Source organism: Streptomyces antimicrobicus (assembly GCF_020532625.1).
Classification (GTDB): domain Bacteria; phylum Actinomycetota; class Actinomycetes; order Streptomycetales; family Streptomycetaceae; genus Streptomyces; species Streptomyces antimicrobicus.
The window spans coordinates 1-26,037 of sequence record NZ_JAJAUY010000085.1 but is presented as its reverse complement, the minus strand read 5'-3'; the positions used below and the strand labels follow the sequence as shown (position 1 = coordinate 26,037).

Genomic DNA, 26,037 nt, shown 5'->3' with positions numbered 1-26,037 from the left:
CCGCGCGCCGGCCGCGCTGGTGCCGGCGCTGCTGGACGCGGCGCGGGCCCGTACGGACCTGAGGCCGCAGGCGCTGGCCCTGGCCGGGCCGCGGGGGCTGTGGCTGGCCCGGCTGAACCCGGAGTGGCGCTTCGCGCTGCGCGGCGGCGCCGGCGGTGGGGAGTTGCCGGACCCGGCGGACGGGGAGGCGGTGAAGCGGCTGTGGCAGGAAGGGCTGTTCGCCGAGCGGGTGGCCCTGCTCGGGGCGGTCCGCGCGTACGACGGGCCTGCGGCGGTACGGCTCCTGGCCTCGACCTGGTCGACGGAGCGGGCGGAGGACCGGCTGATGTTCCTCGACTCGCTGCGGACGGGGCTGTCGCCGCAGGACGAGCCGTTCCTGGAAGCGGCGCTGGGCGACCGCAGCCGGAACGTCCGGGCGACGGCGGCCGAGCTGCTGTCTGCGCTGCCGCAGTCCGCGCTGGCGGCGCGGATGGCGGAGCGGGCCCTGGCCTGTGTGGGCCCGGAGGGGGTGACGCCTCCGGCGGAGTGCGACGCGGGGATGCAGCGGGACGGGGTCGTCAAGAAGCCGCCGACCGGGCGCGGGGAGCGGGCCTGGTGGCTGGGCCAGCTGGTGGAGGCGGCGCCCCTGGGGTGCTGGCGGGAGCGCTTCGGGGGGCTGGACCCTGCCGCGATACTGGCGCTGCCGGTGGCCGAGGGCTGGGCTGCGGAGCTGCACGCGGCGTGGTGCCGGGCGGCGGTACGGCAGCGGGACGCGCCGTGGGCGCGGGCCCTGCTCGGTTCGGCGGCGGCCCCGCCGGCCGCCGGCCCGGCCACGGCCTCGCTCGCGGAGCGGGCGAAGCTGCTGGAGACGCTGCCGGAGGAGGAACGGGCTGGGTGGGTGGCCGAGTTCGTCGGGGCGCACGGACTGTCGGAGGCGTTCCAGTTGCTCGCCGTGTGCACGGTGCCGTGGTCCGGGCCGCTGGGGCGGGCCGTGGTGGACGCGCTGGACACCGCCCGGCAGGCGGGCAGCTATCCGTGGAGCTTCAGCGGGGTGATGGGCCTGGCCGAGCGGTGCCTCGATCCGGTCGAGGCCATACGCCTGGAGGCGCTGACCGCGCCTCGGGAAGAGGGCCCGGACGCCTCACAGGGTGCCTCGTCCTACTGGTCGGAGGCCTTCCAGCGGCTGGTCGCCACCCTCCATGTCCGCGCGGCCATGCTGAAGGAACTCACCCCGGCCTGACGGGGCTCTGCCCGGACCCCCGCCCGGCCTGACCGGACCTGGGCGCCGGCACCGGCCGCGTGCGCGGCACACCGGCACACGGGCACACGCACACACGCCGGGCCTGCCCGGGCCTCGGCACGGCCACCCTCTTGGCGCGACCGGGCCCTTGCGCGTACACCGGTCTGGGCCGAGCGGGTCCGAGCCCGGGCACCAGCCTGGACCCTGCCCTGACACGGACACCGGCCTGGGCCGAGCGGGTCCTGGCCCGGACACCGGCCTGCAGCCTGCCCTGACACGGACACCGGTCTGGGGAGCCTGCCCTGGCACGGGCACCGGCCTGGGGCGAGTGGGTCCCGGACCGGACACCCGCCCGGCGTGGCTGGGCCCTGCCCGGTCCGGGGTCCGGCCCGACGGCGTCCGCCTCCGCCGTGCCGGCGGGGCCGTACGTACCCGCCGTCCGCGCGGCCGCTGCCCGCGTGCCGGGCCGCCCGCACCGCCGGGCAGCGGCGCCGCAGGCCGGGCCCGGAGTGGGCCCGGGGCCGGGGCCGGGGCCGGAGTGGGCCCGGGGCCGGGGCCGGCTCAGGGTCAGGCTGCGGGGCGGATGTTGGTGCGGACCCAGTCGACGATCGACGTGGTGGTGGCGCCGGGGGTGAAGATCTCGGCCACGCCCTTGGCCTTGAGGGGAGCGATGTCCTCCTCCGGGATGATGCCGCCGCCGAAGACCTTGATGTCCTCGGCGTCGCGGTCCTTCAGGAGCTCCAGGACCCGCGCGAACAGCGTGTTGTGGGCGCCGGAGAGGATCGACAGGCCGATCGCGTCGGCGTCCTCCTGGATCGCGGTGTCGACGATCTGCTCCGGAGTCTGGTGCAGGCCCGTGTAGATGACCTCCATGCCCGCGTCGCGCAGGGCGCGCGCGATGACCTTGGCGCCCCGGTCGTGGCCGTCGAGACCCGGCTTGGCCACCACCACACGGATCGGACCGGTCACACCCATCGCACTGCCTCCCGAGTGAACGAACGTTAAGCACAGCATCGCGCACGCTGCCGTTTCACGGTCAAGCGGGAGGGGGAAATCACACGTGGGACGCCACTGATTCACACGCACCGGTCGCAAAGGGAGCCGCAACGAGTCGCCGCGCCACCGCGCCGTCAGCCGCACGGCACGGTGGCGTGGCACTTCGGCACCCGCCCGCCCGAGCCTGACGCCGGCACGGAGCCGGCTGGGGAACCGGGCTGCGCCACCGGGCTCTCGGGCTCACCGGGCCCACCGGCCTGAGGGGGCAAAGGGCGCCCAAGGGGGCAGATGGGGGCCCACGAGGGCCCTTGAGGCCCATGAGGCAGAGCGGACCGACGAGGACAGAAGGCGCGCCCAGGGTCCGGGCGGGCGCGCCGGGACCAGCAGAGCACGCCCGGACCGCGCTCCCGCGGGCGGAGGGGACACGTGCGCGGACCGGGCGTGCGTGGACCGGGCGTGCGCGGGCCGGGCGTGCGGACCGGGCGTGTGCGGACCGGGCGTGCGGGCCGGGCGTGTGCGGGCCGACCGGGCACGCGTGGACTGAACCGGCACGCGCGGGCGCGAACCGGTACGCGTGCGCCGACCCGGCCCGGCAGGACCGACCAGGCATGCACGAACCAACCGGAGAGCGCGAACCGACCAGGCACGCGGGGACAGACCGGCACATGGACGACCGGGCGAGGCCGCGTCGGCCGACCGGCACGCGCGAACCGACCAGGCAGGCGTGGACTGACCGGCGCACGGGGCCAACTAGGCACGCGGGCCTGACCGCCCACCCGCGGACGCACTGGGACACGCGTGCGCGGACCCCGCACACGCAGCCGACCGGCGCACGCGGCACGGGACAGGCACACGAGGCGCGCGGCGCTGCACACGCGCCACGGGCACGGACGGCACAAGGCACACGGCACACGGCACACGGCACAGGCATGGACGGCACCGAGCGCGGGCCCGGGCGGCACGAAGCGCGAGGCCGGCCTCGGGGAGGGGGGACGGCAGGGGCAGCGCGAGGCGCGGGCACGGGCGGCACGCGGCACCGGCGGCACGCGGCACAGGCACGCACCACACGAGGCGCAGGCGCGCGACGCCGCACGCGGCGCGGGCACGCGACACAAGGCGCGGGCCCAGGGCCGGGCGGCGGCTCTCGGCACGGGCGGCACGACGCACGGGCACGGGCACGGACAGCAGGGCGCGCAGGCGCGGGCAGCGCGCCGCACAAGCGGCACGCGGCGCACGTAGGGCGGCGCGCCGTGCAAAGCCGGGAGAGGCAGAGGGGGAGCAGTGATGGGGCTGGCGTATCTGGTCGGTGGGGGGAGGGCGGGGGGTGCGCTGCGGGCTGCGGTGCTTGAGGCCGTGGTGCTCGCCGGTCACGTCGTGCTCTATCCCACTGGGATCCGGCAGGAGCGGGCAGCCGCCGGCGGCCGCTGCGCCGCGCGCCCCGGCCGCCGGCCGCCGGTCCTGCTCCTGCACGGGTTCAACGACAACCGTTCGGTGTTCGTGCTGCTGCGCCGCGCCCTCGGCGCGGACGGGTTGCGCCGGGTCGAGGCGTACAACTACTCGCCGTTCACGAGCGATCTGCGGGACACCGCCCGCCTGCTGGCGGCCCGGGTCGAGGAGCTGTGCGAGCGCACCGGGCACGAACGGGTCGACATCGTCGGCCACAGCCTCGGCGGCCTCGCCGCCCGCTACTACGTGCAGCGCCTCGGCGGCGACGTCCGCGTGCGCACGCTGGTCACCCTCGGCACGCCGCACGGGGGCACCCGGGTGGCGCCCTTCATGGACGCGCACCCCCTGGTGCGCCAGATGCGTCCGGATTCCGAGGTGATGGCCGAACTGCGTGCGCCCGCCCCCGGATGCCGCACGCGATACGTGGCGTTCTGGAGCGAGTTCGACGCCATCATGGTGCCGGTGGAGTCGGCACGGATCGAGCATCCCGATCTGCTCGCCGTGAACGTGCAGGTCACGGGCATCGGGCACCTCGCCCTGGCGGCCCACCCGGCCGTGATCGCCGCGGTCCGGCGCGCTCTGGACGGCTCGCCGTCCGTGGTTGCCGACGACGGACCGGGGGCCGCTTCCGTCGCGTGAACGACAACCCGCCGTTTGTCGAACGCATTTCGAACTCAAGGCCAAGGCTGGACCAGCGTGTGACCGAAAGACAGCCGAATGCCCGGTTCCGCGAGACCCGAGGCGCCCCGAAGATTGTCGTTGCCAGTGACCGCCGGGTACAGTCACGCCACTGCTCTCCTCCGGGGAATTCACCATTCCCCGGCCACCCAGGCCCCCACTGCCGAGGCGAAAGAGAAGTTGGTGAACGACCGCCCCTCGTCGGGCCAGTACCCGGATCCCGGGTATGACGGCCTCTCCACCACCACTTTCGCTGGTGATGTGTCCTACGGTTCCTTTGAAACCCAGGGCCAGGGGTACGACTACACGGCTTACGCCGCCGCCCAGGACACCGGCGCCTACGACGCCACCGCCTGGAACGCCGCCCCGCAGGAGGGTTACCTCTCCACCGTCCCCCCGCAGTCCGCTCCGCAGGACGCCACGGGGCAGTGGACCACCGACTTCCAGTCCCCGTCCGTCTCCCCCGCCTCGCCCGGCTCGTTCGGCTACGACGCCTCGGCCGAGCAGACCGGCCACTGGGCCTTGCCCGGTTTCGGCACCACGGGCACGGAGACCGGCGCCTACGACGCCACCGCCTGGAACTCCCTGCCGCAGGAGGAACTCCCGCAGCAGCTCCAGCCGGAGACCGGCTACGGCTACACCTCCTACGACGGCGCCGCCTCCTACGACAGCACCCCCTCCTACGAAGGTGCCCCTGCGTACGAGGGCGCCTCCGCGTACGAGGGCGCCCCTGCCTACGACGCCACGGCCACCTTCGAGGCCGACGCCTCCTACGAGCCCGGCGCCTCCTACGAGGCCACCGCCGTCTTCGAGGTCGTCGCCGACGACGAGTTCACCGTCGACGTGACCGAGGACGTGCTGCCCGAAGCCCTCGGGCCGGACGTGCACGCGGCCGAGACCCAGACCATGTCCGCGGCGGCGATCGCCGCCGCGGAGGCGCCCGCCGGCTCGCGCACCGCGCGCCGCGCCGCGGGCAGGAGCGCCGGGAAGAGCGGCGCCAAGGGCGTCGCGAAGAGCGTCGGCAAGGCCGGCGGCAGCAGCCGCCGCCGCACCCCGGCGAAGCGTTCCGCCCTGCTGACCGTGGCCGTGCCCTCGGCGTGCGTGATGGGCGTCGCGGGTGTCGCGGCCGCCTCCGTCAGCGGCCTGACCGGCGGCGACAAGAGCGGCGAGGACACCACCACGATGGCCGCGCCCGACCCGGCCTCGGTCAAGCCGGTCGCCGCCAACAACAAGCTCGACACCCAGCTGACCGCGCTCAGCGCCGACGCCGGCGACTTCGCCGACCGCGCGAGCCGCACCCAGGAGCGCATCGACCTGCGCGAGCGCCAGGAGCTGGAGAAGAAGAAGCGCGAGGCGGAGGCGGCGGCCAAGGAGGCGGCCCGTCCGAAGTTCGCCCTCCCGGTCGCCCAGCACGGCCTGAGCGCCGGCTACGGCCAGTCGGGCGTCAACTGGATGTCCCTGCACACCGGTATCGACTTCCCCGTCGCCTACGGCACGCCGGTCATGGCCGCCACGGACGGCACCGTGCGCACCCAGTGGAACAGCGCCTACGGCAACATGGTGATACTGACCTCCCCCGACGGCACCGAGACCTGGTACTGCCACCTGAGCAGCGCCAAGATCCGCTCGGGCAAGGTCAAGGCCGGTGACGTGATCGCCTACTCGGGCAACTCCGGCAACTCCACCGGCCCGCACCTGCACTTCGAGGTGCGCCCCGGCGGCGGCTCACCGGTCGACCCGAGCTCCTGGCTCCGCTCGCACGGCCTCAACCCCAACTAGCCGACGCCGACCCGCCCGCAACCGGGCCCGCACCGCCACGGTCCGCACGGCCTTCAGCCGTACGGACCGGGCCCCGGCCTCCCCGGGAGCGGCCCCCTTCGGAGCGGCTTCCCCCGGAGCGGCCTTCTTCAGAGCTTCTCCACCGGCGCGTACCGCAGCAGCAGCCGCTTCGGCTTGGCGTCGCCGAAGTCGATCGTGGCCTGCGCGTCCGCGCCGGTCCCCTTGACCTCCATGACCGTGCCCAGGCCGAACTGGTCGTGCGTGACCCGGTCGCCGACGGCCAGCGCGACGACCGGCTTCTCGGTGGCCCGGCGCGTGGCGAAGCCCGACGGGCCCGACTTCGTCCGCGCGGACGACAAGAACGCCTCCGGCGACGTACCGAACGAGGCCTTGCCCGCGCCCCGGCCGACACCGAGCGGCCCGGCCGGCTTCTGGGCGCCGGTGCGCTTCCACTGCAGGTACTGGTCGGGGATCTCCTCCAGGAACCGCGACGGCGGGTTGTACGAGGGGGTGCCCCAGGCGCTGCGCATGGCGGAACGGGTCAGGTAGAGGCGTTCGCGGGCGCGGGTGATGCCGACGTACGCCAGCCGCCGCTCCTCCTCCAGCTCCTTGGTCTGGCCGAGCGCCCGCATGTGCGGGAAGACCCCGTCCTCCATGCCGGTCAGGAAGACGACGGGGAACTCCAGGCCCTTGGCGGTGTGCAGGGTCATCAGCGTGATGACGCCCGTGCCGTCCGTGTCCTCGTCGGGGATCTGGTCGGAGTCGGCGACCAGGGCGACCTGCTCCAGGAACTCCGCCAGGGAGCCGGAGCCCGCGGCGCCGGCCTCCGGCGCCGCGGCCTCAGCGCGGGCCTGCTCGAACTCCAGGGCGACGGCCGCCAGCTCCTGGAGGTTCTCGATCCGGGTCTCGTCCTGGGGGTCCGTCGAGGCCTGGAGCTCGGCCAGGTAGCCGGTGCGCTCCAGCACCGCCTCGAGCACCACGGCGGGTCCGGCGCCCGACTCGGCGATGGTCCGCAGCTCTTCCATCAGGACGTTGAACCGCTTGACGGCGTTGGTGGACCGGGCGGCCATGCCGTAGGCCTCGTCCACCCGGCGCAGCGCCTGCGGGAAGGTGATCTTCTCGCGCAGGGCCAGCGCTTCGATCATCGCCTCGGCGCGTTCGCCGATGCCGCGCTTGGGCACGTTCAGGATCCGGCGCAGCGGCACGGTGTCCTCGGGGTTGGCGAGGACGCGCAGGTAGGCCAGGACGTCCCGGACCTCCTTGCGCTCGTAGAAGCGGACGCCGCCGACGACCTTGTAGGGCAGGCCGACCCGGATGAAGATCTCCTCGAACACGCGGGACTGGGCGTTGGTGCGGTAGAAGATCGCGACGTCGCCGGCCTTGGCGTCGCCGGCGTCGGTGAGCCGGTCGATCTCGTCGGCGACGAACTGCGCCTCGTCGTGCTCGGTGTCGGCGACGTACCCGGTGATGCTGGAACCCTCGCCGGCGACCGTCCACAGGTTCTTGGGACGGCGGTTCTCGTTGCGCTCGATGACGGCGTTGGCCGCGGACAGGATGGTCTGCGTGGAGCGGTAGTTCTGCTCCAGCAGGATCGTGGTCGCGTCCTTGTAGTCCTCCTCGAACTGGAGGATGTTGCGGATGGTCGCCCCGCGGAAGGCGTAGATCGACTGGTCGGCGTCACCGACGACGCACAGCTCGGCGGGCGGCAGGTCCGGGTAGCCGGGGCCGACCAGCTCGCGCACGAGGGTGTACTGGGCGTGGTTGGTGTCCTGGTACTCGTCGACCAGGACGTGCCGGAAGCGGCGCCGGTAGTGCTCGGCGACGTCCGGGAACGCCTGGAGCAGGTGCACCGTGGTCATGATGATGTCGTCGAAGTCCAGGGCGTTGGCCTCGCGCAGCCGGGCCTGGTACATCGCGTACGCCTGGGCGAGCGTCTTCTCGAACCCGCCTGCGGACTCCGCGGCCACCTGGTCGGCGAAGGCCTCTTCGTCTATCAGCTCGTTCTTGAGGTTCGAGATCTTGGCGCTGAAGGACTTGGGCGGGTAGCGCTTGGGGTCCAGGTCGAGGTCCCGGCAGACCAGGGCCATCAGCCGCTTGGAGTCGGCCGCGTCGTAGATCGAGAACGACGAGGTGAAGCCGAGCTTCTTGGACTCGCGGCGCAGGATGCGGACGCAGGCGCTGTGGAAGGTGGACACCCACATCGCCTGGGCGCGGGGGCCGACGAGGGCCTCGACGCGCTCCTTCATCTCCCCGGCGGCCTTGTTGGTGAAGGTGATCGCGAGGATCTGGCCGGGGTGGACGCCGCGGGCGGCGAGCAGGTGCCCGATGCGGTGGGTGAGCACGCGGGTCTTGCCGGAACCGGCGCCGGCGACGATGAGCAGGGGCGAGCCGGCGTGCACGACGGCGGCCCGCTGCTGCTCGTTCAGCCCGTGGAGCAGCGTCTCCGGGTCGAGGACGGGCTTGGGCGAACCGTCGCGGTAGTACCGGTCCCCGCTCATGGGCAGGTCGAAGTGACCCTCGAAGAGGTCGTCCGCACCCGCCTCGGGGGCGGTGTCCTCGGGCGGGGGCGGGGGCTCCTCGTCGGCCGGGGAGAAGTCCGCCAGGAAACTGTCGTCAAAGAGGCTGCTCATCGCTTTCCGAGTTTAGGGCTCCGCACCGACACGCGGTCCCGGCCCCGCGAAATCGCTGCCCCGCGCTAGGGGGCGGCGGCGAGGCCGAGGACGAGGTCCAGCAGGCCGGGGAAGCGGGCCTGGAGGTCGTCGCGGCGCAGCGCCAGGTAGAGCTTGCGCCCGCCCGGCCGCTGGGTGATCACACCGCTCTCGCGCAGCGTCTTGAGGTGGTGGGTGACGCTGGAGCGCGGCAGGTCGGGGACGACCTCGCCGCAGGAGGACTCCCCGGCGGCGGCCAGCTTGCGCACGATCTCCAGCCGCGCGGGATGCCCGAGCGCCGCGAGGACCTCGACCAGCTCGATGCGGTCGGTCTCGGGGTGCGTCAGTTCGACAACGGCGGCCATGGCCCCACTGTACGCAGAACTCGTACGGACGCCACCCGGCCCGTTGCCAATTGTACGAAGATCTCGTACGGTCATTCCCGCCAGGACAGTTCGAGGAATTCGTACGGTCGCCGGTCGCGCAACCGTACCCCCACCGTGAGGACAGCCATGCCCGAGCACCCCTTCGCCCACGACCTCTCCGACGCCGCCCTCGCCGCCTCCCTCGGCGGCGGCTTCACCAGCGCGCACGCCGACGTCAACGGCACCCGCCTGCACTACGTCGAGGGCGGCTCCGGCGAGCCCGTGGTGCTGCTCGGCGGCTGGCCGCAGACCTGGTGGCAGTGGCACAAGGTGCTGCCGGAGCTGGCCCTCCACCACCGGGTGGTCGCCGTCGACCTGCGCGGCATGGGCGGCTCGGCCAAGCCGCCCACCGGGTACGACAAGAAGACGATGGCGGCCGACGTCCACGCGCTCCTGGCCCACCTGGGCATCGCCTCCGCCCACCTCGTCGGCCACGACATCGGCGCGATGGTCGCCCACGCGCACGCCGCCAACCACCCCGGCGCCACCCGCAGCCTCGCCCTCCTCGACGTGACCCACCCCGACGACGGCTGGGCGCAGCTGCCGCTGCTGCCGCAGGACGGCCGGCGCCACCTGTGGTGGTTCGCGTTCAACCAGGTGCACGGCCTGCCCGAGGCGCTGCTCGCCGGGCGCTACCACCTCCTGCTGGACTGGCTCTTCACCCACGGCGCCGCCGACCCCGACACCGTCGACGCCCGCTCCCGCGCCGTCTACGCCCGCGCCTACGACGACCCCGAGGCGGTCCGGGCCGGCAACGACTGGTACCGCGCGTTCCCGCAGGACATCGCCGACCTGCGCACGTACGGCCCGGTGACGGTGCCGGTGCTCGGGCTCGGCGGGGACCGCAGCAACTACGAGGCGCTGCGCGCCGTCGTCCCGGGGCTCGGGGCCGACACCCGGGTGGTGCGCGTGAAGGACTGCGGCCACTACCTGCCCGAGGAGCAGCCGGAGGCGGTCCTCGCCGAGCTGCTGCCCTTCCTCGGCGGCCGCGGCCGGCGCTGACACGTGCCGGGACCCCGCGCGCGGGCGCCGTGCGCGCCACCCGTACGCTCGCCCGTATGAGCGTCCTCATCAGCGTCTTCGTCGGTCTGCACATCATCGGTATCGCGGCCCTGCTCGGCGGCTTCCTCGGTCAGATGAAGGCGATGGGCACCGGCACCGCGCGGTTCACGCCCGGCATGCTGCACGGCGCGCTGACGATGCTGGTCACCGGCATGGCGCTGGTGGGCTTCCGGGAGATGGACGGCGGCAGCCTCAACCACGTCAAGATCGGCGTGAAGCTCGCCGTCCTCTTCGTGGTCCTCGCCCTCGTCTACGTCAAGCGCGACGACGAGCGGGTCGACAAGGGCGTCTTCGGGGCGGTCGGCGGTCTCACCGTCGCCAACATCTTCATCGCACTGCTCTGGCACTGAGCGGCACGCGGCGGTCGGCAACGGTCCCGTGCGGTCGGATGCGACCAGTTCGGGTCATCTCGACATCAAGCCGTTACCTCCAGGTTTAGCGTCCTCCCCCAAGACCCACCCGACAGGGGAAGGACGTGAAGGCCGCGTGGCCAATCATCGAAAGCCCAGGCAGCGCCCGCTCTCCGGCGGCACCATCCGCACCGCCGCCACCCTCGCCCTGGCGGGCGCTGCCACCGCCACCGCCTTCGAAGGCACCTCGCAGGCCGACCCGCAGCCCACCGCCACGCAGGTCAAGGAGCAGGTGGACCGGCTCTACCAGGAGGCCGAGGAAGCCGCCGAGCAGTACAACGGGGCGAAGGAGAAGGCCGACGAGGCGCAGCGGGCCCTGGAGGACCTGCGCGACGAGACCGCCCGCAAGACCGACCGGCTGAACACCGCCCGCTCCGCGCTCGGTGCCCTCGCCGCCTCCCAGTACCGCAGCGGCGGCCTGACCCCCGCGCTCCGGCTGGCGCTGTCCCGCGACCCCGAGGAGTACCTGGAGGGCGTGGCCCTGATGACCCGGGCCGGGGACCGCAGCGCCGCCGAGGTGGCCTCCGTACGCCGGGGCCTGGACGAGGTCGGCAAGCTGCGGGCGCAGTCCGCCGGCCGGCTCGGCGAACTGCGCGCACGGCAGGCCGAGCTCGCCCGGCACAAGGCCGTCGCCGAGGGCAAGCTCGCCGCCGCGCAGCGGCTGCTGGCCAAGCTCACCGCCGAGCAGCGCGCCCGGTACGAGGCCCTGAACACCGACGCCGCCCCGGCCGTCGCACCCGCCGCGGCCCCGCAGTCCCCGCCGGCCGCCGACGGCTCGCGTGCCGCCCGGGCCGTGGCCTTCGCGTACGGGGCGATGGGCAAGCCGTACGTGTGGGGGGCGACCGGGCCGGGTGCGTTCGACTGCTCCGGGCTGACCCAGGCGGCCTGGCGCTCGGCCGGGGTCTCGCTGCCGCGCACCACGTACACCCAGATCAACGCCGGCCGACGGGTCGCCAAGAGCCAGCTGGCCCCGGGTGACCTGGTCTTCTTCTACTCCGGTGTCACGCATGTCGGGCTCTACGTCGGCAACGGCCAGATGATCCACGCGCCCCGCCCCGGCTCGACGGTGCGCCTCGCCCCGATCGACTCGATGCCCTGGGCCGGCGCGGTCCGCCCCGCCTGAGCCGCCCGCGCCGCCCGCGCAGCGCCACCCGCGCAGCGCCACCCGCGCAGCGCCGCCCGCGCAGCGCCGCCCGCCCGCGCTACCCCGCCCTGAGCAGCCCGCTCAGCCAGGTGAAGGCCTGCGGCAGCTGCCGCACCCACGTCTCGATGTTGTGCCCGCCGTGCACCTTCTCCGCGTGCACGACCGTCGGCTGCCGCGCCGCCTTGCTCAGCTCCACGGCGGACGCGTAGCCGTCGGCCTGCGCGCCGGACATCCACAGCGACACCGGCGGCGGGACCGGCGCGGAGGTCAGCAGGTGCACCAGGTTGTGCGTACGGCGCAGCTCCGGGTCCTGGCCCACCAGCGAGGCGGGCTCCTGGCCGGGGTCGTTGTAGCCGGACAGGGAGACGGCCGCGGCGTAGCGGTCGGGGTGGGAGACGGCCAGCTTGGCGGCGCAGTAGGCGCCGGCCGAGTAGCCGGCGACGCCCCAGGAGGAGGCGTCGGCGCGCACCCGGAAGTTGTCCACGACCATCTTGCGGACGTCGACGCTCAGCCAGCTGTCCGCGTTGACCTTGCCGGTGATGTTGGCGCAGCCGGTGTCGGTGCTGCCGAGCAGCATGGTGCGCGGCGAGACCAGCACGAACGGCTGGATCCGGCCGCTGCGCATCAGCGGCTCCAGCTGCTGGTGCACCTTGAGCCCCAGGAACCAGGACTTGCCGGTCCCGGGCATGCCGGGGATCAGCTCGACCACCGGGAACGTGCGGTCCTTGTACGCCGGGTCGTCGTACTGCGGCGGCAGCCAGACGTAGACCTCGCCCTTGACCCCGGAGACCTTCCCGTCCAGCTCGGTCATGCGCACCTGCCCGCCGAGCTCGTCCACCGGCCGGAACTCCTGGCGCACCTTCGGCTGCGCGTCGGGCCGCTTGCCGCCGAGCCCGTCGGGCCCGAGGTCCTCGGCCGCGTTGACGTAGTCCCCCGTGCCCAGCAGGTCGTCCCAGGAGGCGTAGAAGTTCTCCGCCCGGTTGACCGCGACGAAGACCAGGGCGACGGCCATGACCTGGGCGAAGACCACCATCAGGGCGCGCAGGAGCAGACGTACGACGGCCGGGCCGCGCACCTTGCTCCACACGGCCAGCGGCAGGACGACGGCGGTCACGGTCAGTGCGACCGCCGTCGCGAAGAAGGGGGTCCCCGTCAGGCTCATCACGCCACCCAAGAGGCACCCGGCCGGGCCCGGGTTGCACCCCTTTCCTGCGGTGTGGGTCACACCGCAGGAAGGTCCGGTCAGACCAGCCGGCGGGCCGTCGCCCAGCGCGTCAGCTCGTGCCGGTTGGACAGCTGGAGCTTGCGCAGCACCGCCGAGACGTGCGACTCGACCGTCTTGACGGAGATGAACAGCTGCTTGGCGATCTCCTTGTACGCGTACCCGCGGGCGATCAGCCGCAGCACCTCCCGCTCGCGCTGGGTCAGCCGGTCGAGGTCCTCGTCCACCGGCGGCGCGTCCGTGGAGGCGAACGCGTCGAGCACGAAGCCGGCCAGGCGCGGCGAGAACACCGCGTCGCCGTCCTGCACCCGGAAGATCGAGTCGACGAGGTCGGCGCCGGTGATGGTCTTGGTGACGTAGCCGCGGGCCCCGCCGCGGATCACCCCGATGACGTCCTCGGCCGCGTCGGAGACCGACAGGGCCAGGAACCGCACCGGGTGCTCGGCCGCCGCCATCAGCGGGGCGCACCGCCGCAGCACCTCGACGCCACCGCCGCCGGGCAGGTGCACGTCGAGCAGCACCACCTCGGGGCGGGTGGCCGTGATGACCGTGACCGCCTGGTCCACGTCGGCCGCCTCGCCGACCACCTCGACCCCGGTGCGCGCGGTGTCGCCGATCTCCGCCTGCACGCCCGTACGGAACATCCGGTGGTCGTCGACGAGCACCACCCGCACCCGCCTGTCCGTCGCCGCCTCGCTCATTGCCCGCCCGCCCTCTCCATCTCCAGCTCGACTTCCGTGCCGCCGCCCGCGGCGGCCCGCAGCCGTGCGGTGCCGCCGTTGCGCTGCATCCGGCCGATGATCGATTCTCGTACGCCCATCCGGTCGGCCGGTACCGCGTCGATGTCGAAGCCCGGCCCCCGGTCGCGTACGGACACGAAGACCGTCCGGCCCTCGACCTCGGCGTAGACCTGCACCGGCCCTCCCTCGCCACCGTACTTGGCGGCGTTGACCATCGCCTCGCGCGCGGCCTGGACCTGGGCGCCGAGCTTCTCGTCGAGCGGGCAGTCACCGACGACCACGACCTCGATCTGCACCCCGTGGAGGTCCTCGACCTCGGCGGCGGCCCGCTTGACGGCCTCGGCGAGGGTCGCGGGTTCCTCCTCCTCGTCCTTGCCGGTGCCCTCGGGCTTGTACAGCCAGTTGCGCAGCTCCCGTTCCTGGGCGCGGGCCAGCCGGCGCACCTCGCCGGCGTCCTCGGCGTTGCGCTGGATCAGGGTGAGGGTGTGCAGCACGGAGTCGTGGACGTGGGCGGCGACCTCGGCGCGTTCCTGGGCGCGGATGCGCATCAGGCGCTCCTCGGACAGGTCCTGGGTCATCCGGATCAGCCAGGGTCCGGCGAGCAGGGCGATGCCGACCAGGACGGCGAGCGTGGCGGTGAGGACGTTGCTCAGCTGGGCGGCGGAGCCGCGCACGACGAGGAAGACGGTGAGTCCGACGCCGACCAGCAGCACGCCGGCCAGCGTCCGGGCCAGCTGGAGCAGGCGCGCGTTGCGGTCGGCGTCGGAGGTCCAGTTCTGCTTGCGGGCGTTGTCGGCCTGCCGCCACACCAGCACCACGCCGGCGCCGACCAGCAGGACCGGCAGGGCGAAGCGGCTGGAGTCCCCGCCGACCCGCACCTTCCCGACGAAGACGGCGACGCTGACGACGAGCACGAGCAGCGGCACGAACTGGCGCCGGTCGGGCCGGCGCAGCAGCCGCCGGCCCTGGGAGAGCGCGTCGAAGTACGGGCGGGGCGGCGCGGTGCCGCCGACCCCGAGCGGTACGAAGACCCAGAACGCGGCGTAGAGCAGCACCCCGAGCCCGTCACCGAACATGAACATGCCCAGGAACGCGAGCCGTACCCAGACCACCGGCAGCCCCAGGTGCCCGGCCAGCCCGCGCGCGACGCCACCCAGCATCCGCCCGTCGGCGCTGCGGTACAGCCGGCGCTGGGGCGGATCCTCGGGGTCCGGGGCGAGCGGGGGACGGGATGCTGCGGCTACGGGCATGTACCTGATGGTCACACGCCGGGCCGGGCCCGGACATCAGGGCAGCCCCCCACATCGGCCCGGGGGATCTCAGGGTTGCGCCAGGGTAGGGCCGGATACGGACGCCCTGGTGCGCGCGTCACCATGGACGGCATGACCGACGTCCACCACAGCCCGGCGGCCGACGCACCGCCCCCGCCCGCCGACCGGCCCCCGCTGCGCCGCAGCAGGCGCAACCATGTCATCGCCGGGGTGTGCGGAGGCCTCGGGCGTCATTTCGACATCGACCCGGTGGTCTTCCGGATCGTGCTCGGGGTGCTCACCGTCACCGGCGGCGTCGGTCTGATCTTCTACGGCTTCGCCTGGCTGCTGGTCCCGCTGGACGGCGAGGAGGACAACGAGGCGAGGAAGCTGCTGTCCGGCCGGGTCGAGGGCGGCACCCTCGCGGCGCTGCTCGCCGCGCTCGTCGGCTGCGCGCTGTTCCTGTCGATGCTCGACAACGGCGGGCTGGGCAGCTTCTCCGTCCTCGTCGTCCTGGCCCTGTCCGGCGCCGCCTACTTCTCCCAGCGCCGCCGCGCCGCCGCCCCCGAGGGCGAGGACGACGGCAGGGGGGCCGAGGCCCGGGAGCGCCCGCGCACCGAGGCGCCGCCGGAGACCCAGGCCCCGCCGGTGCCCGGCGGCCCCTCCTGGTGGCGCGACCCGCTGGTCAAGGACGGCACCACCGGCCCGGTCGGCACCGGCTACCTGTGGGGCCCCGAGCCCGCCGCGGACGGGCCCGCCGAGGGCCGGGGACCGGTGGCCGCACCGCGCGGGGCGGCGCCGCGCCACCGGGGCGGCGGCATCGGCGGGCGGGTGTTCGTGCTGGCGCTGCTGGCCGCGACCGTCTCGGGCGCCGCCGTCTGGGAGGACCACCCGCTCGGCTTCGCCCTGCAGGTCGCCTTCGCCGCCGCGCTGGCCGTCTTCGGCCTGGGCCTGACCGTGAGCTCCGTCAAGGGCCGCACCGGCTTCGGCACGATCCTGCTGTCGGTGATCACGGCCGGTCTGCTGGCGGGCGCCACCGTCATGCCCCGCGACATCGGCACCGAGTGGGGCCGCGTGGACTGGCGCCCGGCCGCGGTCTCCGAGGTCCGGCCCTCCTACGAGGCGGGCACGGGCCTGGCCACGCTGGACCTCAGCCACCTCGACGTGCCCCGGGGCACCACGCTCACCGTGCGCGCCTCGCTGGACGCGGGCAAGCTCCGGGTGGTCGTGCCCCGCGAGGTCACCGCCAAGGCGGACATCAGGGTCCGGGTGGGCGACGTACAGCTGCCCGGGGAGCGCGCGGACCGCATCCAGGGCGTGCACGGGCAGAGTCAGCGGGCGGACCTGCCGCCCGAGGCCGGCACCGAGCCCGGCGGAACGATCGAGCTGCACCTGCTGGCGGGTGTGGGACAGGTGGAGGTGGCCCGTGCGGCGTCATGAGTTCCAGCCGGGACGGCTGCTGGCAGGCCTGGTCCTGACCTGCGCCGGCGTGCTGTACCTGCTCGACGCGAGCGGTGAGCTGGACCTCGCGTGGTACGCGGTGGTCCCCATGACCGTGGGCGGGCTGTGCCTGGCGGCGCTGGTGGGTCTGGTGACCTACGCCGTACGCCGCGACCGCAGCCAGTCCACCAACGACCGGTAGGGCGCGCGGGCGGCGGCGCCGGCCAGGACCAGCGGCAGCCAGGCCATCAGGTAGGCGAGGTCGTTGCCGTAGTAGTACGGCGTGGCCGACCAGGAGACGGTCAGCCACAGGCTGAGCGAGATCAGCGCGCCGCCCGCGGCCGCGATCCGGGGCAGCAGCCCGGCCAGCGTGCCGAGGCCGACCAGGATCTCGCCGACCGCCAGCGCGATCGCGAACCCGACCGGGGACATCAGGGCCAGGTCGACCAGGGCGGGGACGGCGGAGGTGTCCCGCACCCCGCGCATCAGGTCACCGATCGAGCCGGGGCCGGAGGCGGACAGGAACGCGGAGTCGGTCAGCTTGTCCAGACCCGCGTACACGAAGGTCACACCCAGGAAGATCTGCAGCGGCAGCAGCGCGTACCGCGGGGCCTGGTCCTTGAGCGTCGCCGTGCTGGACCGGCCGGAGGAGACGTCAGTTCGGGTCACAGCACCATGTGTACCCCGATCATTCGGTGACGTCGATGGTGCAGCGGTTGGATTCCACCCCGGCGGCGGTGACCACCTGGATCTCGGTGCGGCCCGGCTCGACGTCCGCGGGCACCGGCACGGTCAGCACCGTGTCGGAGGGGTTGGCGAACCCGCCGGCCACCGGGACCAGCGGTACGTGCACGTGCACCGTGCCGATCCGGACCACCAGCCGGGCCAGCATCTCGGGGGTCTGCGCGCCGGGCGGGACGAAGCCCACGCCGCGGATCTCGATGTCGTCGCCGGTGCGCACGGCCGAGTCCAGGTCCCCGCGCTCGCGGGTGCGGACCACCGACAGCACCAGCGGGCGGCTGCCCTCGGCGTACTTGGCGGCCAGGTACACGGCCGCCGACAGGGCCACCAGCACCGCCAGCGACCACGGCAGCCGGGGCAGCCGGTCGGCGAAGCGGGCCAGGGAGACCACCGCGTAGGCCAGCACCACGGTGGAGACGAGGACGTACTGGGCGTCGGAGAAGCTGCCGCGGCCGCCGTCGTCGGTCAGCAGGTCCGCCCCGCGCGGCCGGTCGGCGGGCAGCTTCTGCAGCCGCTGGCGCATGATGCGCAGCGCCACCACCCGCCGGACCACGACCGCCACGCCCGAGGTCAGCGCCACCGCGGTCAGCAGCGGCACCGCCCGCCACAGGTCCAGGCCCGCGTAGAGGGCGTCGCGTTCGGGGCCGGGCCGGGAGGTGGCCAGCCGCAGCGCGGGCAGCAGCGCGGCGAACGCGGTGACCAGCAGCCAGGCGCAGGCGACGGCCTTGGAGGTGGACAGCCGGTTGTCCTCCCCCATCACCGGCGCGAGCAGCCCGCCGCGCAGGGACTGGGCGCGGGCGGCGACCGTCAGCAGCGCGGCCAGCATCAGCGCGGCCAGCAGTCCGGCGGTCCGGGCGGCGCTCCAGCCGGCGCCCAGCGCGGTGGTGACCTGGACCAGCAGCAGCACGCCCGCCGCGATCCAGACGGCCAGCACGGCCCGGCGCGAGAGCACGTGCAGCCAGGAGTGCCCGGCCTCGCGGCCGCGGTCGGCGACGGTGCGGGCGGAGAGGGTCAGCTCGTCGGAGACCCACTGCCGGGAGGCCCCGGCCGAGCGGGCCACGGCGGCGGGCAGCCCCTGGCCGGCGGCGAGCGCGTCGCGCCGTTCCAGGAACGCGGCGACCGCGCGGCGGTGGCCCTCGCGGGCGCCGTGCGGGCAGTCGTCGCAGGTGCAGCCGCCGCCGTGCGTACTTCGGTGGATCTCTTGGACAGCCACGCGCGTGCCGCCTCTCTCACTACCGTGCAACTACCTGATGCAACTACCGGGCAATGCCAGCGAATTGTGCACCACTGCGACAGTGCTCCGGATTGCGCACGATGTCAGAGCGGGTGATTGGCGGTTCATGATGTTGACGCGAGACGCTGCCGCAGGGGCTGGAAGTTGACCCAGCCCGCCAGGTCCGTCCCGAACCGTTCGCGGGTGGCGAGCGCGCTGCGGTGATCGACCGGCCGGGGCCGGCCCGCGGCCCGCGCGAGGAGCTGGACCCCGGCCGCGCGCTCCATCGCCACCAGCCACCACGCCGCCGCGTCGACGTACGTCCCCACGGTCAGCAGGCCGCGCCCGCGCAGCACCAGCGCCTTGCGCCCGCCGAGCGCGCCGGCGACCGCCCCGCGGTCCACGGGCTCTGCGTACCGGTCCAGGACGGCGTGGTCCTCGTAGAAGGCGCAGGCCTCCTGGCTGATCGGGGCGAGGCCCTCGCCGAGCGCGGCCAGCGCCAGGCCGTGGACGGTGGGGGCGTGGGCGACGGCGACGACCTCGGGGCGGGCCCGGTGGACGGCGGCGTGGACGGCGAACGCGAGCTCGTTCACCCGCCTCGCGCCGTGCACGACCCGGCCCTCGCCGTCGACCAGCAGCAGGTCCTCGGGCGTGACACGGGTGAATGACATGGCGAAGGGGTTGACCCAGTAACAGTCGCTATACTCCGGGTCCCGCGCGGTCAGATGGCCCTCGACGTCCTCCCCGAAACCCCGTTCCGCGAACACCCGCAGGGCCTGGACCAGGCGTTCCTTGCGGTCGTCCCGCTCCTCCTCGACGGTCGCGAAGACCGGCGGCAGGGCGACGTCCAGGCGCTCCGCGGGGATCGGTGCCGGCTGCTGCGCCATGGGCCCTCCTTCGGTACGGCTCGGCTCGCGGCGCAAGGTACCGGCGGCGCCCGCAGGTGGCCAGACACGCGGCGAGGCCGCCGCGCCCCGAAGGGCGGCGGCGGCCTCGTCACGGCAGGGGGAGGGTCACTCCCACTCGATGGTGCCCGGCGGCTTGCTCGTGCAGTCCAGGACGACGCGGTTCACGTCGCGGACCTCGTTGGTGATCCGGGTCGAGATCCGGGCGAGCACCTCGTAGGGCATGCGCGTCCAGTCGGCGGTCATCGCGTCCTCGGACGAGACCGGGCGCAGCACGATGGGGTGGCCGTAGGTGCGGCCGTCGCCCTGGACGCCGACGCTGCGCACGTCGGCGAGCAGCACGACCGGGCACTGCCAGATCTCGCGGTCCAGGCCGGCCGCGGTCAGCTCCTCGCGGGCGATGGCGTCGGCCTCGCGCAGCAGGTCCAGGCGGTCCTTGGTGACCTCGCCGACGATCCGGATGCCCAGGCCCGGGCCGGGGAACGGCTGGCGCTGGACGATCTCCTCGGGCAGGCCGAGCTCCTGGCCGACCATCCGGACCTCGTCCTTGAACAGCTGGCGCAGCGGCTCGACGAGCTTGAACTCCAGGTCCTCGGGCAGGCCGCCGACGTTGTGGTGCGACTTGATGTTCGCGGTGCCGGTGCCGCCGCCGGACTCCACGATGTCCGGGTAGAGGGTGCCCTGGACCAGGAACTCCACCGGGGTCTCGTCCGGGGCCTCGGCGATGATCTCGGCCTGGGCCTGCTCGAAGACCCGGATGAACTCCCGGCCGATGATCTTCCGCTTCTCCTCGGGGTCGGAGACCCCCTTGAGGGCGTCGAGGAATCGGTCCTGCGCGTCGACGACCTTCAGCTGGACGCCGGTGGCGGCCACGAAGTCCTTCTCGACCTGCTCCGTCTCCCCCTTGCGCATCAGGCCGTGGTCGACGTACACGCAGGTCAGCTGGTCGCCGATGGCCTTCTGGACCAGGGCCGCGGCGACCGCGGAGTCCACGCCGCCGGACAGGCCGCAGATGGCGCGCTTGTCGCCGACCTGCGCGCGGATGGCGGCGATCTGCTCCTCGACGATGGAACCGGTGGTCCAGGTCGGGGCCAGGCCGGCGCCGCGGTAGAGGAAGTGCTCCAGGATCTGCTGGCCGTGCGTGGAGTGCATCACCTCGGGGTGGTACTGCACGCCGTACAGCTTCTTCTCGTCGTTCTCGAAGGCCGCGACCGGGACCACGTTCGTGGAGGCGGTGACGGTGAAGCCCTCGGGCGCGGCCGAGCAGGCGTCGCCGTGGGACATCCACACCGACTGGTGCTCGGGGGTGCCCTCGAACAGCGTGGAGCCGGACTTGGTGACGGTCAGCGGCGTACGGCCGTACTCGCGGGCACCGGTGTTGTCGACCGTGCCGCCGAGGGTCGTCGCCATGAGCTGGAAGCCGTAGCACATGCCGAAGACGGGGATCCCGGCTTCGAAGAGGGAGCGGTCGAGCTGCGGCGCGCCCTCCTCGTAGACGGAGGAGGGGCCACCGGAGAGGATGATCGCCTTGGGGTTCTTGGCCAGCATCTCGGCCACGGGCATCGTGCTGGGCACGATCTCGCTGTAGACCCGGGCCTCACGGACGCGGCGGGCGATGAGCTGGGCGTACTGCGCTCCGAAGTCGACAACGAGGACGACGTCCGGGGCGGCGGAGGGTGCAGTGGGCACGGGGCTGCCTTCCGGCGGAAAAGAGGTGTTGTTTTGTCGATTCTAACGGGGCGGGCGCCTGTCGATTCGTCTCACCATCCGAACCTGGTTGGCCGCACGGCCACCGGAGGGCCATAATCCGTTCCATGCGCGAGCAGCTGAGCTTCCTCTTTACCTATGGCACCGGACGGTCCGGTCGCCATGGGTCCGCGTGATGCTCGCTCCGAGCCGCTGACTACCCAGAGCGCCCCGGCCGACAGGCCGGGGCGCTCTTGCGTTCCTCCCGCTCCTGCCGGCCCCGCACCGAACCACAGGAGACAGACATGACCGCCGTCACCACCACCCCCGAGCAGCTGATCGCCGACTCCCGCGCCCGGATCGACGCCATCGACGACCGGATCATCGGTCTCATCCAGGAACGGATGGCCGTCTCGTCGGTCGTCCAGGAGGCCCGGATCGCCTCCGGCGGACGCCGGGTGCACCTCTCGCGCGAGATGGAGGTGCTCGCCCACTGGCGCGACGCCCTGGGCAAGCCGGGCACCGCGCTCGCGATGACGGTGCTGGAGCTGTGCCGCGGCCGGGTGTGAGCCGGACCCCGTCCGCGCGGGACGTCCCGCGTCACCCGTCCGGGCCGTGACCGGCCCCGGGGCCCTTCGTTGGTGAAGGTGTCACGCGTGGCTCCGCCGCAGCGATGAGACGCACGCCCCGTGGAGCGTACGTCGTGGGACCTCGCTGCGGCGCGTGACCGGACGGCAGGGGACAGCAGCCCGGTCACCTCACAGGACGGCCGGCCCGGGGACGCCCGGGTCGGCCGTTCCTCCATGTCCGGCGCTCGGGTACGTGGCGCGCATCACACACAACCCTTTGCGTCGATCACATGTCACTTTCTGTACGGGGTCTGCCCTCGGAGGGGGAGCGCAGACCCCGTCGTCATGCCGTCGCCGGCCGCTGCGAGGCCTTCGGCGGGATCTCCGGGACCGGCAGCAGCGGCAGCCGCAGCGCCCCGAACGCCTCCTTCGGCACCGCCGGACGGACCGGCTCCACCGCCGCCAGCCGCTCGTACGCCTCCCCCTGCGCCGGGCGCGGGTCGGCCTCGCCCTTGTTGGGCCAGTACGACATCGCCCGCTCGGCCTGGGCCGTGATCGTCAGCGACGGGTTGACCCCGAGGTTGGCGGAGACCGCCGAGCCGTCCACCACCGAGATCCCCGGGTAGCCGTACAGCCGGTGGTACGGGTCGACCACGCCCTCGTCGGCGCTCGCGCCGATCGGGCAGCCGCCCAGGAAGTGCGCGGTCAGCGGGGTGCCGATCAGCTCCCCGACGTTGCTGCCGGCGAAGCCGCCGATCTCCTCGGCCAGCAGGGTCGCCGCCCGCGTGGCCGCCTCGATCTGGGTGGGGTTGGGCGCGCCGTGCCCCTGGCGGGCGGTGAGCAGGCCCTTGCCCGGGCCGCGGGGGCGGCGGTAGGTGGTCAGCGAGTTGTCCAGGGACTGCATGACGAGCCCGATGATGGTCCGCTCCGACCAGCGCCGGTTGGACAGCGACCGCACCAGCTGCAGGGGGTGCGTGGCGGTCCGGGCCAGCCACGCCAGCACCCGGTGCTTGCTGTAGGGCACCTGTAGGACGGTCATGAACCCCATCGCGTTGGAGCCCTTGCCGTAGCGCACCGGCTCGATGTGGGTGTCGCCGTCGGGGTGGATGGAGGAGGTGATGGCCACGCCCCGGGTGAAGTCGGCCCGCTCCCGCCCCGGGTGGCGGCGGCGGTAGCGGCGGTCGTCGGTCTGCGCGCCGACCAGGCCCTCGGAGTTGGTGCGGGTCAGTTCGCCGAGCCGGGCCGAGATCCGCGGCAGCTCGCCGCGGTCCTTCATGGTGTGCAGCAGGGTCTGGGTGCCGTACGTGCCGGCCGCCACGACCACGTACCGCGAGCGCAGCACCTTGGCTCGGCCGCTGCGGCGGTGGTCGGTGGGGACCGTCCGCACGCGGTAGCCGCCGTCGGGGTGCTCCGACAGGGCGGTGACGGTGGTCATCGGGTGGATGACGGCCCCGGCGCGCTCGGCCAGGTGCAGGTAGTTCTCGTTGAGGGTGTTCTTCGCGCCGTGCCGGCAGCCGGTCATGCACTCGCCGCACTCGGTGCAGGCCCGGCGGCTGGGGCCGGCGCCGCCGAAGTACGGGTCGGCGACCTCCTCGCCGGGCCGGGCCCGGCTCGCCCCCTCGGCGTCCTCGCCGTCGCCGAAGAACACGCCGACGGGCGCCATGTGGAAGGAGTCGGCGACGCCCATCTGCGCGGCGACGGCCTTCAGGTGCTCGTCGGACGGGGTCGTCGTCGGGTTCAGCCGTACGCCGAGCATCCGCTTGGCCTGGTCGTAGTACGGCGCGAGCTCCTCGTGCCAGTCGGTGATCGACGCCCACTGCCGGTCCTGGAAGAACGCGGGCGGGGGCACGTAGAGGGTGTTGGCGTAGTTGAGCGAGCCGCCGCCCACGCCCGCGCCGGCCAGCACCATCACGTTGCCGAGCAGATGGATGCGCTGGATCCCGTACAGCCCGAGGGCCGGGGCCCACAGGTAGTTGCGCAGGTCCCAGGAGTTCTTCGGCAGGCTCGCCCGGGTGAAGCGGCGGCCCGCCTCCAGGACGCCGACGCGGTAGCCCTTCTCGGTCAGCCGCAGCGCGGAGACCGACCCACCGAAGCCGGAGCCGATGACGAGAACGTCGTAGTCGTAGCCGTGGTCGTCCACCGGTGTTCGTCCCCTATCGCAGTCGGAGGGCCTTCATGACCTTGAGGCTGCGCGTCATGAAGGCCGCGTACGCCTCGTCGGTCATGCCCAGGGAGGGGGCCATCGGCAGCAGCCGCTGGTGGGCCACGGTCTGGGCCTCGGTGTACTTGAGGATGCCCTCGGAGCCGTGCCGGCGGCCGAGGCCGGAGTCCTTCATGCCGCCCATGGGCGCCTGGGCGCTGCCGTAGGCGGGGGCGTAGCCCTCGTTGATGTTGACCGTGCCGGTGCGCAGCCGGGCGGCGACGGCGTGGCCGCGGCGGGCGTCCTTGGTCCACACGCTGGAGTTGAGGCCGTACGCGGTGGCGTTGGCCTGGGCGATCGCCTCGTCCTCGTCGCTGAAGCGGTAGATGGACACCACCGGGCCGAACGTCTCCTCGGCGCACACCGCCATGGGCGCCTCGACCCCGTCGAGGATGGTCGGCTCGAAGAACAGCGGACCGATGTCGGGGCGGGCGACACCGCCGGCGACGAGCCGGGCGCCCTTCTCGACGGCCTCCGCCACGTGCCGCTGCACGGTCTCCAGCTGCCGCTCGCCGACCAGGGAGCCCATGTCGGCGCCGTAGGCCAGGGCGCTGCCGAGCCGCATCGCCTTGGTCCGGGCGGCGAACCGCTCGACGAAGGCGTCGGCGATCGTGTCGTGGACGTAGAGCCGCTCGATGGAGATGCACAGCTGGCCGGCGGAGGAGAAGCAGGCGCGGACGGCGCCCGCGGCGGCCTTCTCCACGTCGGCGTCGTGCAGCACGAGCATGGCGTTCTTGCCGCCGAGCTCCAGGGAGACCCCGACCAGCCGGCTGGCGGCGCCCTGGGCGACCTCGCGGCCGGTGCGGGTGGAGCCGGTGAAGGAGACGTAGTCGGCGTGGCTGACGACGGCGGGGCCGACGACCGGGCCCTCGCCGAGCACCACCTGGAAGACCTCGGCGGGCAGCCCGGCCTCGATCAGCAGGTCGCGGGCCCACAGCGCGGTCAGCGCGGTCTCGGTGTCGGGCTTCATCACGACCGCGTTGCCGGCGACGAAGGCGGGCAGCGCGTCGCCGACCGACAGCTCCAGGGGGTAGTTCCACGGAGCGATCTGGCCGACGACGCCGCGCGGCTGGCGCAGTTCGGTGACCTTCGTCAGGACCGGTACGGCGCCGGTGTGGCCCTTGGGGCGCAGGTAGCCGGGGGCCTTGCGGCCGTAGTGGCGGGCGGCGACCGCGACGGCCTGGACCTCTTCGTGGGCGTGCAGCCGGGCCTTGCCGGTCTCCAGCTGGATCAGGTCCAGGACCTCGGCCTGGCGGGCGAGGACCAGGTCGTGGAAGCGCAGCAGGACGGCGGCCCGCCGCCGGACCGGCAGGGCGGCCCAGGCCGGCTGCGCGGCCCGGGCCCGCTCGAAGGCGGTGGCCACGTCCTCGGGGGTGGCCTCGGGGAGGTCCGCCAGCTTCGCCCCGGTGAAGGGGGTGTGGTTGGCGGTGCGTCCGGAGCCGATGACGCCCCGGGTGAGGCGGGCGACCAGGTCGGGCGTCACGACGTCGGCGGCGGTGCGCACGCCGGCCGGAGGGGGAGCCACGGGATTGGTGTAGGCAGGCGACTGCGAGACCGTCATGGCGGTGAGCGTATGACGATCGAGGCCCTTTGGGTACCCGCCGGTAACCATATTTTGCCCATTGCGCCAGCAGTCGCTGGCGCAATGGTACGGACTCAGCCCGTGGCCGGGGCCCAGCCGCTGAGCACGGTGTCGAACTGGGCGCGCGTGATCTCCCAGTCGGCTGCCGGGCCCGACATGTACACCGCGTACTCGGTGCCGTCCGGGGCGATGTACATCTGCTCGATGGACCGGCGCGGCCCGGCGTGCACCCCCTTCTCGGTCCAGGTGAACTCCCAGATCGCCGAGCGGGTGCTGTCCCGGAAGGTGTTCTGGTTCAGCTTCTGCCGCTTGTAGTCGGTGCGCCGGCTCACCTGCTTCTCCAGGTCGAGCACGTGCATGTAGGGGTTCTCGTAGTCCGGCGTGGTGTCCACGGCGATGCGGATGAAGTGCTTGCCGTTGTCCGGGGTGTAGTCGATCTGGTTGCCGTCGGTCTGGCGGCGCCAGCCGTTGGGGACGTACAGGGTGAAGCCCGCCTGGTCCTTGACCTCGGTCCAGCCCGCCGGGAGCGGCGCCTTGCCGTCACCGTCGCGGCTGCTGCGCGTCGAGTCCTGGCCCTGGCCGGAGCCGCCCGCGTCCTGGCCGGTCATCCGCAGGACGCCGAAGACTCCCGCGCCACCGAGGACCGCCGCGACCACCGCCACCAGCGCGGCCCGGCGCAGCC

The 26,037-nt window shown here is 73.6% G+C and carries 22 protein-coding genes; 9 read left to right on the top strand and 13 right to left on the bottom strand.

Annotation, left to right across the window (positions count from 1 at the left end):
* Positions 1-1,219 (top strand): DUF5691 domain-containing protein (locus tag LG632_RS20210; RefSeq protein WP_226728784.1); only part of this gene is annotated, 1,219 nt, incomplete at its 5' end.
* A 567-nt stretch (positions 1,220-1,786) separates the two neighbouring features.
* Here the strand turns inward: LG632_RS20210 and icmB are convergent.
* Entirely contained in the window at positions 1,787-2,194 is a 408-nt protein-coding gene (icmB, locus tag LG632_RS20205) for a coenzyme B12-dependent isobutyryl CoA mutase small subunit (protein ID WP_226728783.1), read from the bottom strand.
* A gap of 1,305 nt (positions 2,195-3,499) precedes the next feature.
* On the opposite strand from icmB, the gene LG632_RS20200 reads away from it, so the two are divergent.
* Together LG632_RS20200 and LG632_RS20195 are read left to right on the top strand one after the other, a co-directional pair.
* Complete coding sequence (locus LG632_RS20200) at positions 3,500-4,300, top strand: esterase/lipase family protein (RefSeq protein ID WP_226728782.1); 801 nt, start codon at positions 3,500-3,502, stop codon at positions 4,298-4,300.
* A 300-nt stretch (positions 4,301-4,600) separates the two neighbouring features.
* Entirely contained in the window at positions 4,601-6,118 is a 1,518-nt protein-coding gene (locus LG632_RS20195) for a M23 family metallopeptidase (RefSeq protein WP_445271393.1), read from the top strand.
* A gap of 128 nt (positions 6,119-6,246) precedes the next feature.
* Here LG632_RS20195 and pcrA read toward each other — a convergent pair whose 3' ends face one another.
* Together pcrA and LG632_RS20185 are read right to left on the bottom strand one after the other, a co-directional pair.
* Positions 6,247-8,748, bottom strand: coding sequence for a DNA helicase PcrA (pcrA, locus tag LG632_RS20190; RefSeq protein ID WP_226728780.1), 2,502 nt, complete (start codon positions 8,746-8,748; stop codon positions 6,247-6,249).
* Positions 8,749-8,813: 65 nt separating this feature from the next.
* Positions 8,814-9,131 (bottom strand): ArsR/SmtB family transcription factor, encoded by a 318-nt coding sequence (locus tag LG632_RS20185; RefSeq protein WP_226728779.1) that lies wholly within the window; start codon positions 9,129-9,131, stop codon positions 8,814-8,816.
* A gap of 147 nt (positions 9,132-9,278) precedes the next feature.
* On the opposite strand from LG632_RS20185, the gene LG632_RS20180 reads away from it, so the two are divergent.
* From LG632_RS20180 to LG632_RS20170, 3 genes are all read left to right on the top strand, one after another.
* Entirely contained in the window at positions 9,279-10,193 is a 915-nt protein-coding gene (locus tag LG632_RS20180; protein WP_226728778.1) for an alpha/beta fold hydrolase, read from the top strand.
* Between the two features lie 56 nt (positions 10,194-10,249).
* Positions 10,250-10,603, top strand: a complete 354-nt coding sequence (locus LG632_RS20175) for a hypothetical protein (RefSeq protein WP_226728777.1) — start codon at positions 10,250-10,252, stop codon at positions 10,601-10,603.
* Positions 10,604-10,739: 136 nt separating this feature from the next.
* Positions 10,740-11,786, top strand: coding sequence for a C40 family peptidase (locus tag LG632_RS20170; protein ID WP_226728776.1), 1,047 nt, complete (start codon positions 10,740-10,742; stop codon positions 11,784-11,786).
* Positions 11,787-11,865: 79 nt separating this feature from the next.
* Here the strand turns inward: LG632_RS20170 and LG632_RS20165 are convergent, their stop codons facing one another.
* The 3 genes from LG632_RS20165 to LG632_RS20155 all read right to left on the bottom strand — a co-directional run bounded on the left by LG632_RS20165 (position 11,866) and on the right by LG632_RS20155 (position 15,019).
* Entirely contained in the window at positions 11,866-12,969 is a 1,104-nt protein-coding gene (locus LG632_RS20165) for an alpha/beta hydrolase (RefSeq protein WP_226728775.1), read from the bottom strand.
* An 80-nt stretch (positions 12,970-13,049) separates the two neighbouring features.
* Entirely contained in the window at positions 13,050-13,730 is a 681-nt protein-coding gene (locus LG632_RS20160) for a LuxR C-terminal-related transcriptional regulator (RefSeq protein WP_226728774.1), read from the bottom strand.
* Positions 13,727-15,019, bottom strand: a complete 1,293-nt coding sequence (locus LG632_RS20155) for an ATP-binding protein (protein WP_226728773.1) — start codon at positions 15,017-15,019, stop codon at positions 13,727-13,729. The genes LG632_RS20160 and LG632_RS20155 overlap by 4 nt, the downstream gene beginning before the upstream one ends.
* A gap of 132 nt (positions 15,020-15,151) precedes the next feature.
* Between LG632_RS20155 and LG632_RS20150 the strand changes: the two genes are divergently transcribed.
* Positions 15,152-16,459 carry a PspC domain-containing protein gene (locus tag LG632_RS20150; RefSeq protein WP_226728772.1) on the top strand — a complete coding sequence of 436 codons (1,308 nt, stop codon included), beginning with the start codon at positions 15,152-15,154 and terminating at the stop codon, positions 16,457-16,459.
* On the top strand, positions 16,446-16,661 hold the full coding sequence (locus LG632_RS20145; protein WP_226728771.1) for a hypothetical protein: 216 nt from the start codon (positions 16,446-16,448) through the stop codon (positions 16,659-16,661). Before LG632_RS20150 ends, LG632_RS20145 begins: the two co-directional genes overlap by 14 nt.
* Here the strand turns inward: LG632_RS20145 and LG632_RS20140 are convergent.
* The 4 genes from LG632_RS20140 to guaA all read right to left on the bottom strand — a co-directional run bounded on the left by LG632_RS20140 (position 16,616) and on the right by guaA (position 21,007).
* Positions 16,616-17,128 (bottom strand): DoxX family protein, encoded by a 513-nt coding sequence (locus tag LG632_RS20140; RefSeq protein WP_226728770.1) that lies wholly within the window; start codon positions 17,126-17,128, stop codon positions 16,616-16,618. The genes LG632_RS20145 and LG632_RS20140 overlap by 46 nt on opposite strands.
* Before the next feature lie 19 nt (positions 17,129-17,147).
* A complete protein-coding gene (locus LG632_RS20135) occupies positions 17,148-18,413 on the bottom strand; it encodes a hypothetical protein (RefSeq protein ID WP_226728769.1) in 1,266 nt (421 codons plus the stop codon).
* A gap of 125 nt (positions 18,414-18,538) precedes the next feature.
* Positions 18,539-19,336 carry a class II aldolase/adducin family protein gene (locus LG632_RS20130; RefSeq protein WP_264202049.1) on the bottom strand — a complete coding sequence of 266 codons (798 nt, stop codon included), beginning with the start codon at positions 19,334-19,336 and terminating at the stop codon, positions 18,539-18,541.
* Positions 19,337-19,426: 90 nt separating this feature from the next.
* The gene (gene guaA / locus LG632_RS20125) at positions 19,427-21,007 is read right to left on the bottom strand and encodes a glutamine-hydrolyzing GMP synthase (protein ID WP_226728767.1); all 1,581 of its coding nucleotides are present in this window, start codon (positions 21,005-21,007) and stop codon (positions 19,427-19,429) included.
* Positions 21,008-21,309: 302 nt separating this feature from the next.
* Between guaA and LG632_RS20120 the strand changes: the two genes are divergently transcribed.
* A complete protein-coding gene (locus LG632_RS20120; RefSeq protein ID WP_226728766.1) occupies positions 21,310-21,573 on the top strand; it encodes a chorismate mutase in 264 nt (87 codons plus the stop codon).
* A gap of 343 nt (positions 21,574-21,916) precedes the next feature.
* Here LG632_RS20120 and LG632_RS20115 read toward each other — a convergent pair whose 3' ends face one another.
* The 3 genes from LG632_RS20115 to LG632_RS20105 all read right to left on the bottom strand — a co-directional run.
* Positions 21,917-23,713 (bottom strand): GMC oxidoreductase, encoded by a 1,797-nt coding sequence (locus LG632_RS20115; protein ID WP_226728765.1) that lies wholly within the window; start codon positions 23,711-23,713, stop codon positions 21,917-21,919.
* A 13-nt stretch (positions 23,714-23,726) separates the two neighbouring features.
* Positions 23,727-25,334, bottom strand: a complete 1,608-nt coding sequence (locus tag LG632_RS20110) for a succinic semialdehyde dehydrogenase (RefSeq protein ID WP_226728764.1) — start codon at positions 25,332-25,334, stop codon at positions 23,727-23,729.
* A 95-nt stretch (positions 25,335-25,429) separates the two neighbouring features.
* Positions 25,430-26,037, bottom strand: a 608-nt coding sequence (locus LG632_RS20105; RefSeq protein WP_508618715.1) for a serine/threonine kinase C-terminal domain-containing protein, incomplete at its 5' end; no start/stop codon positions are given.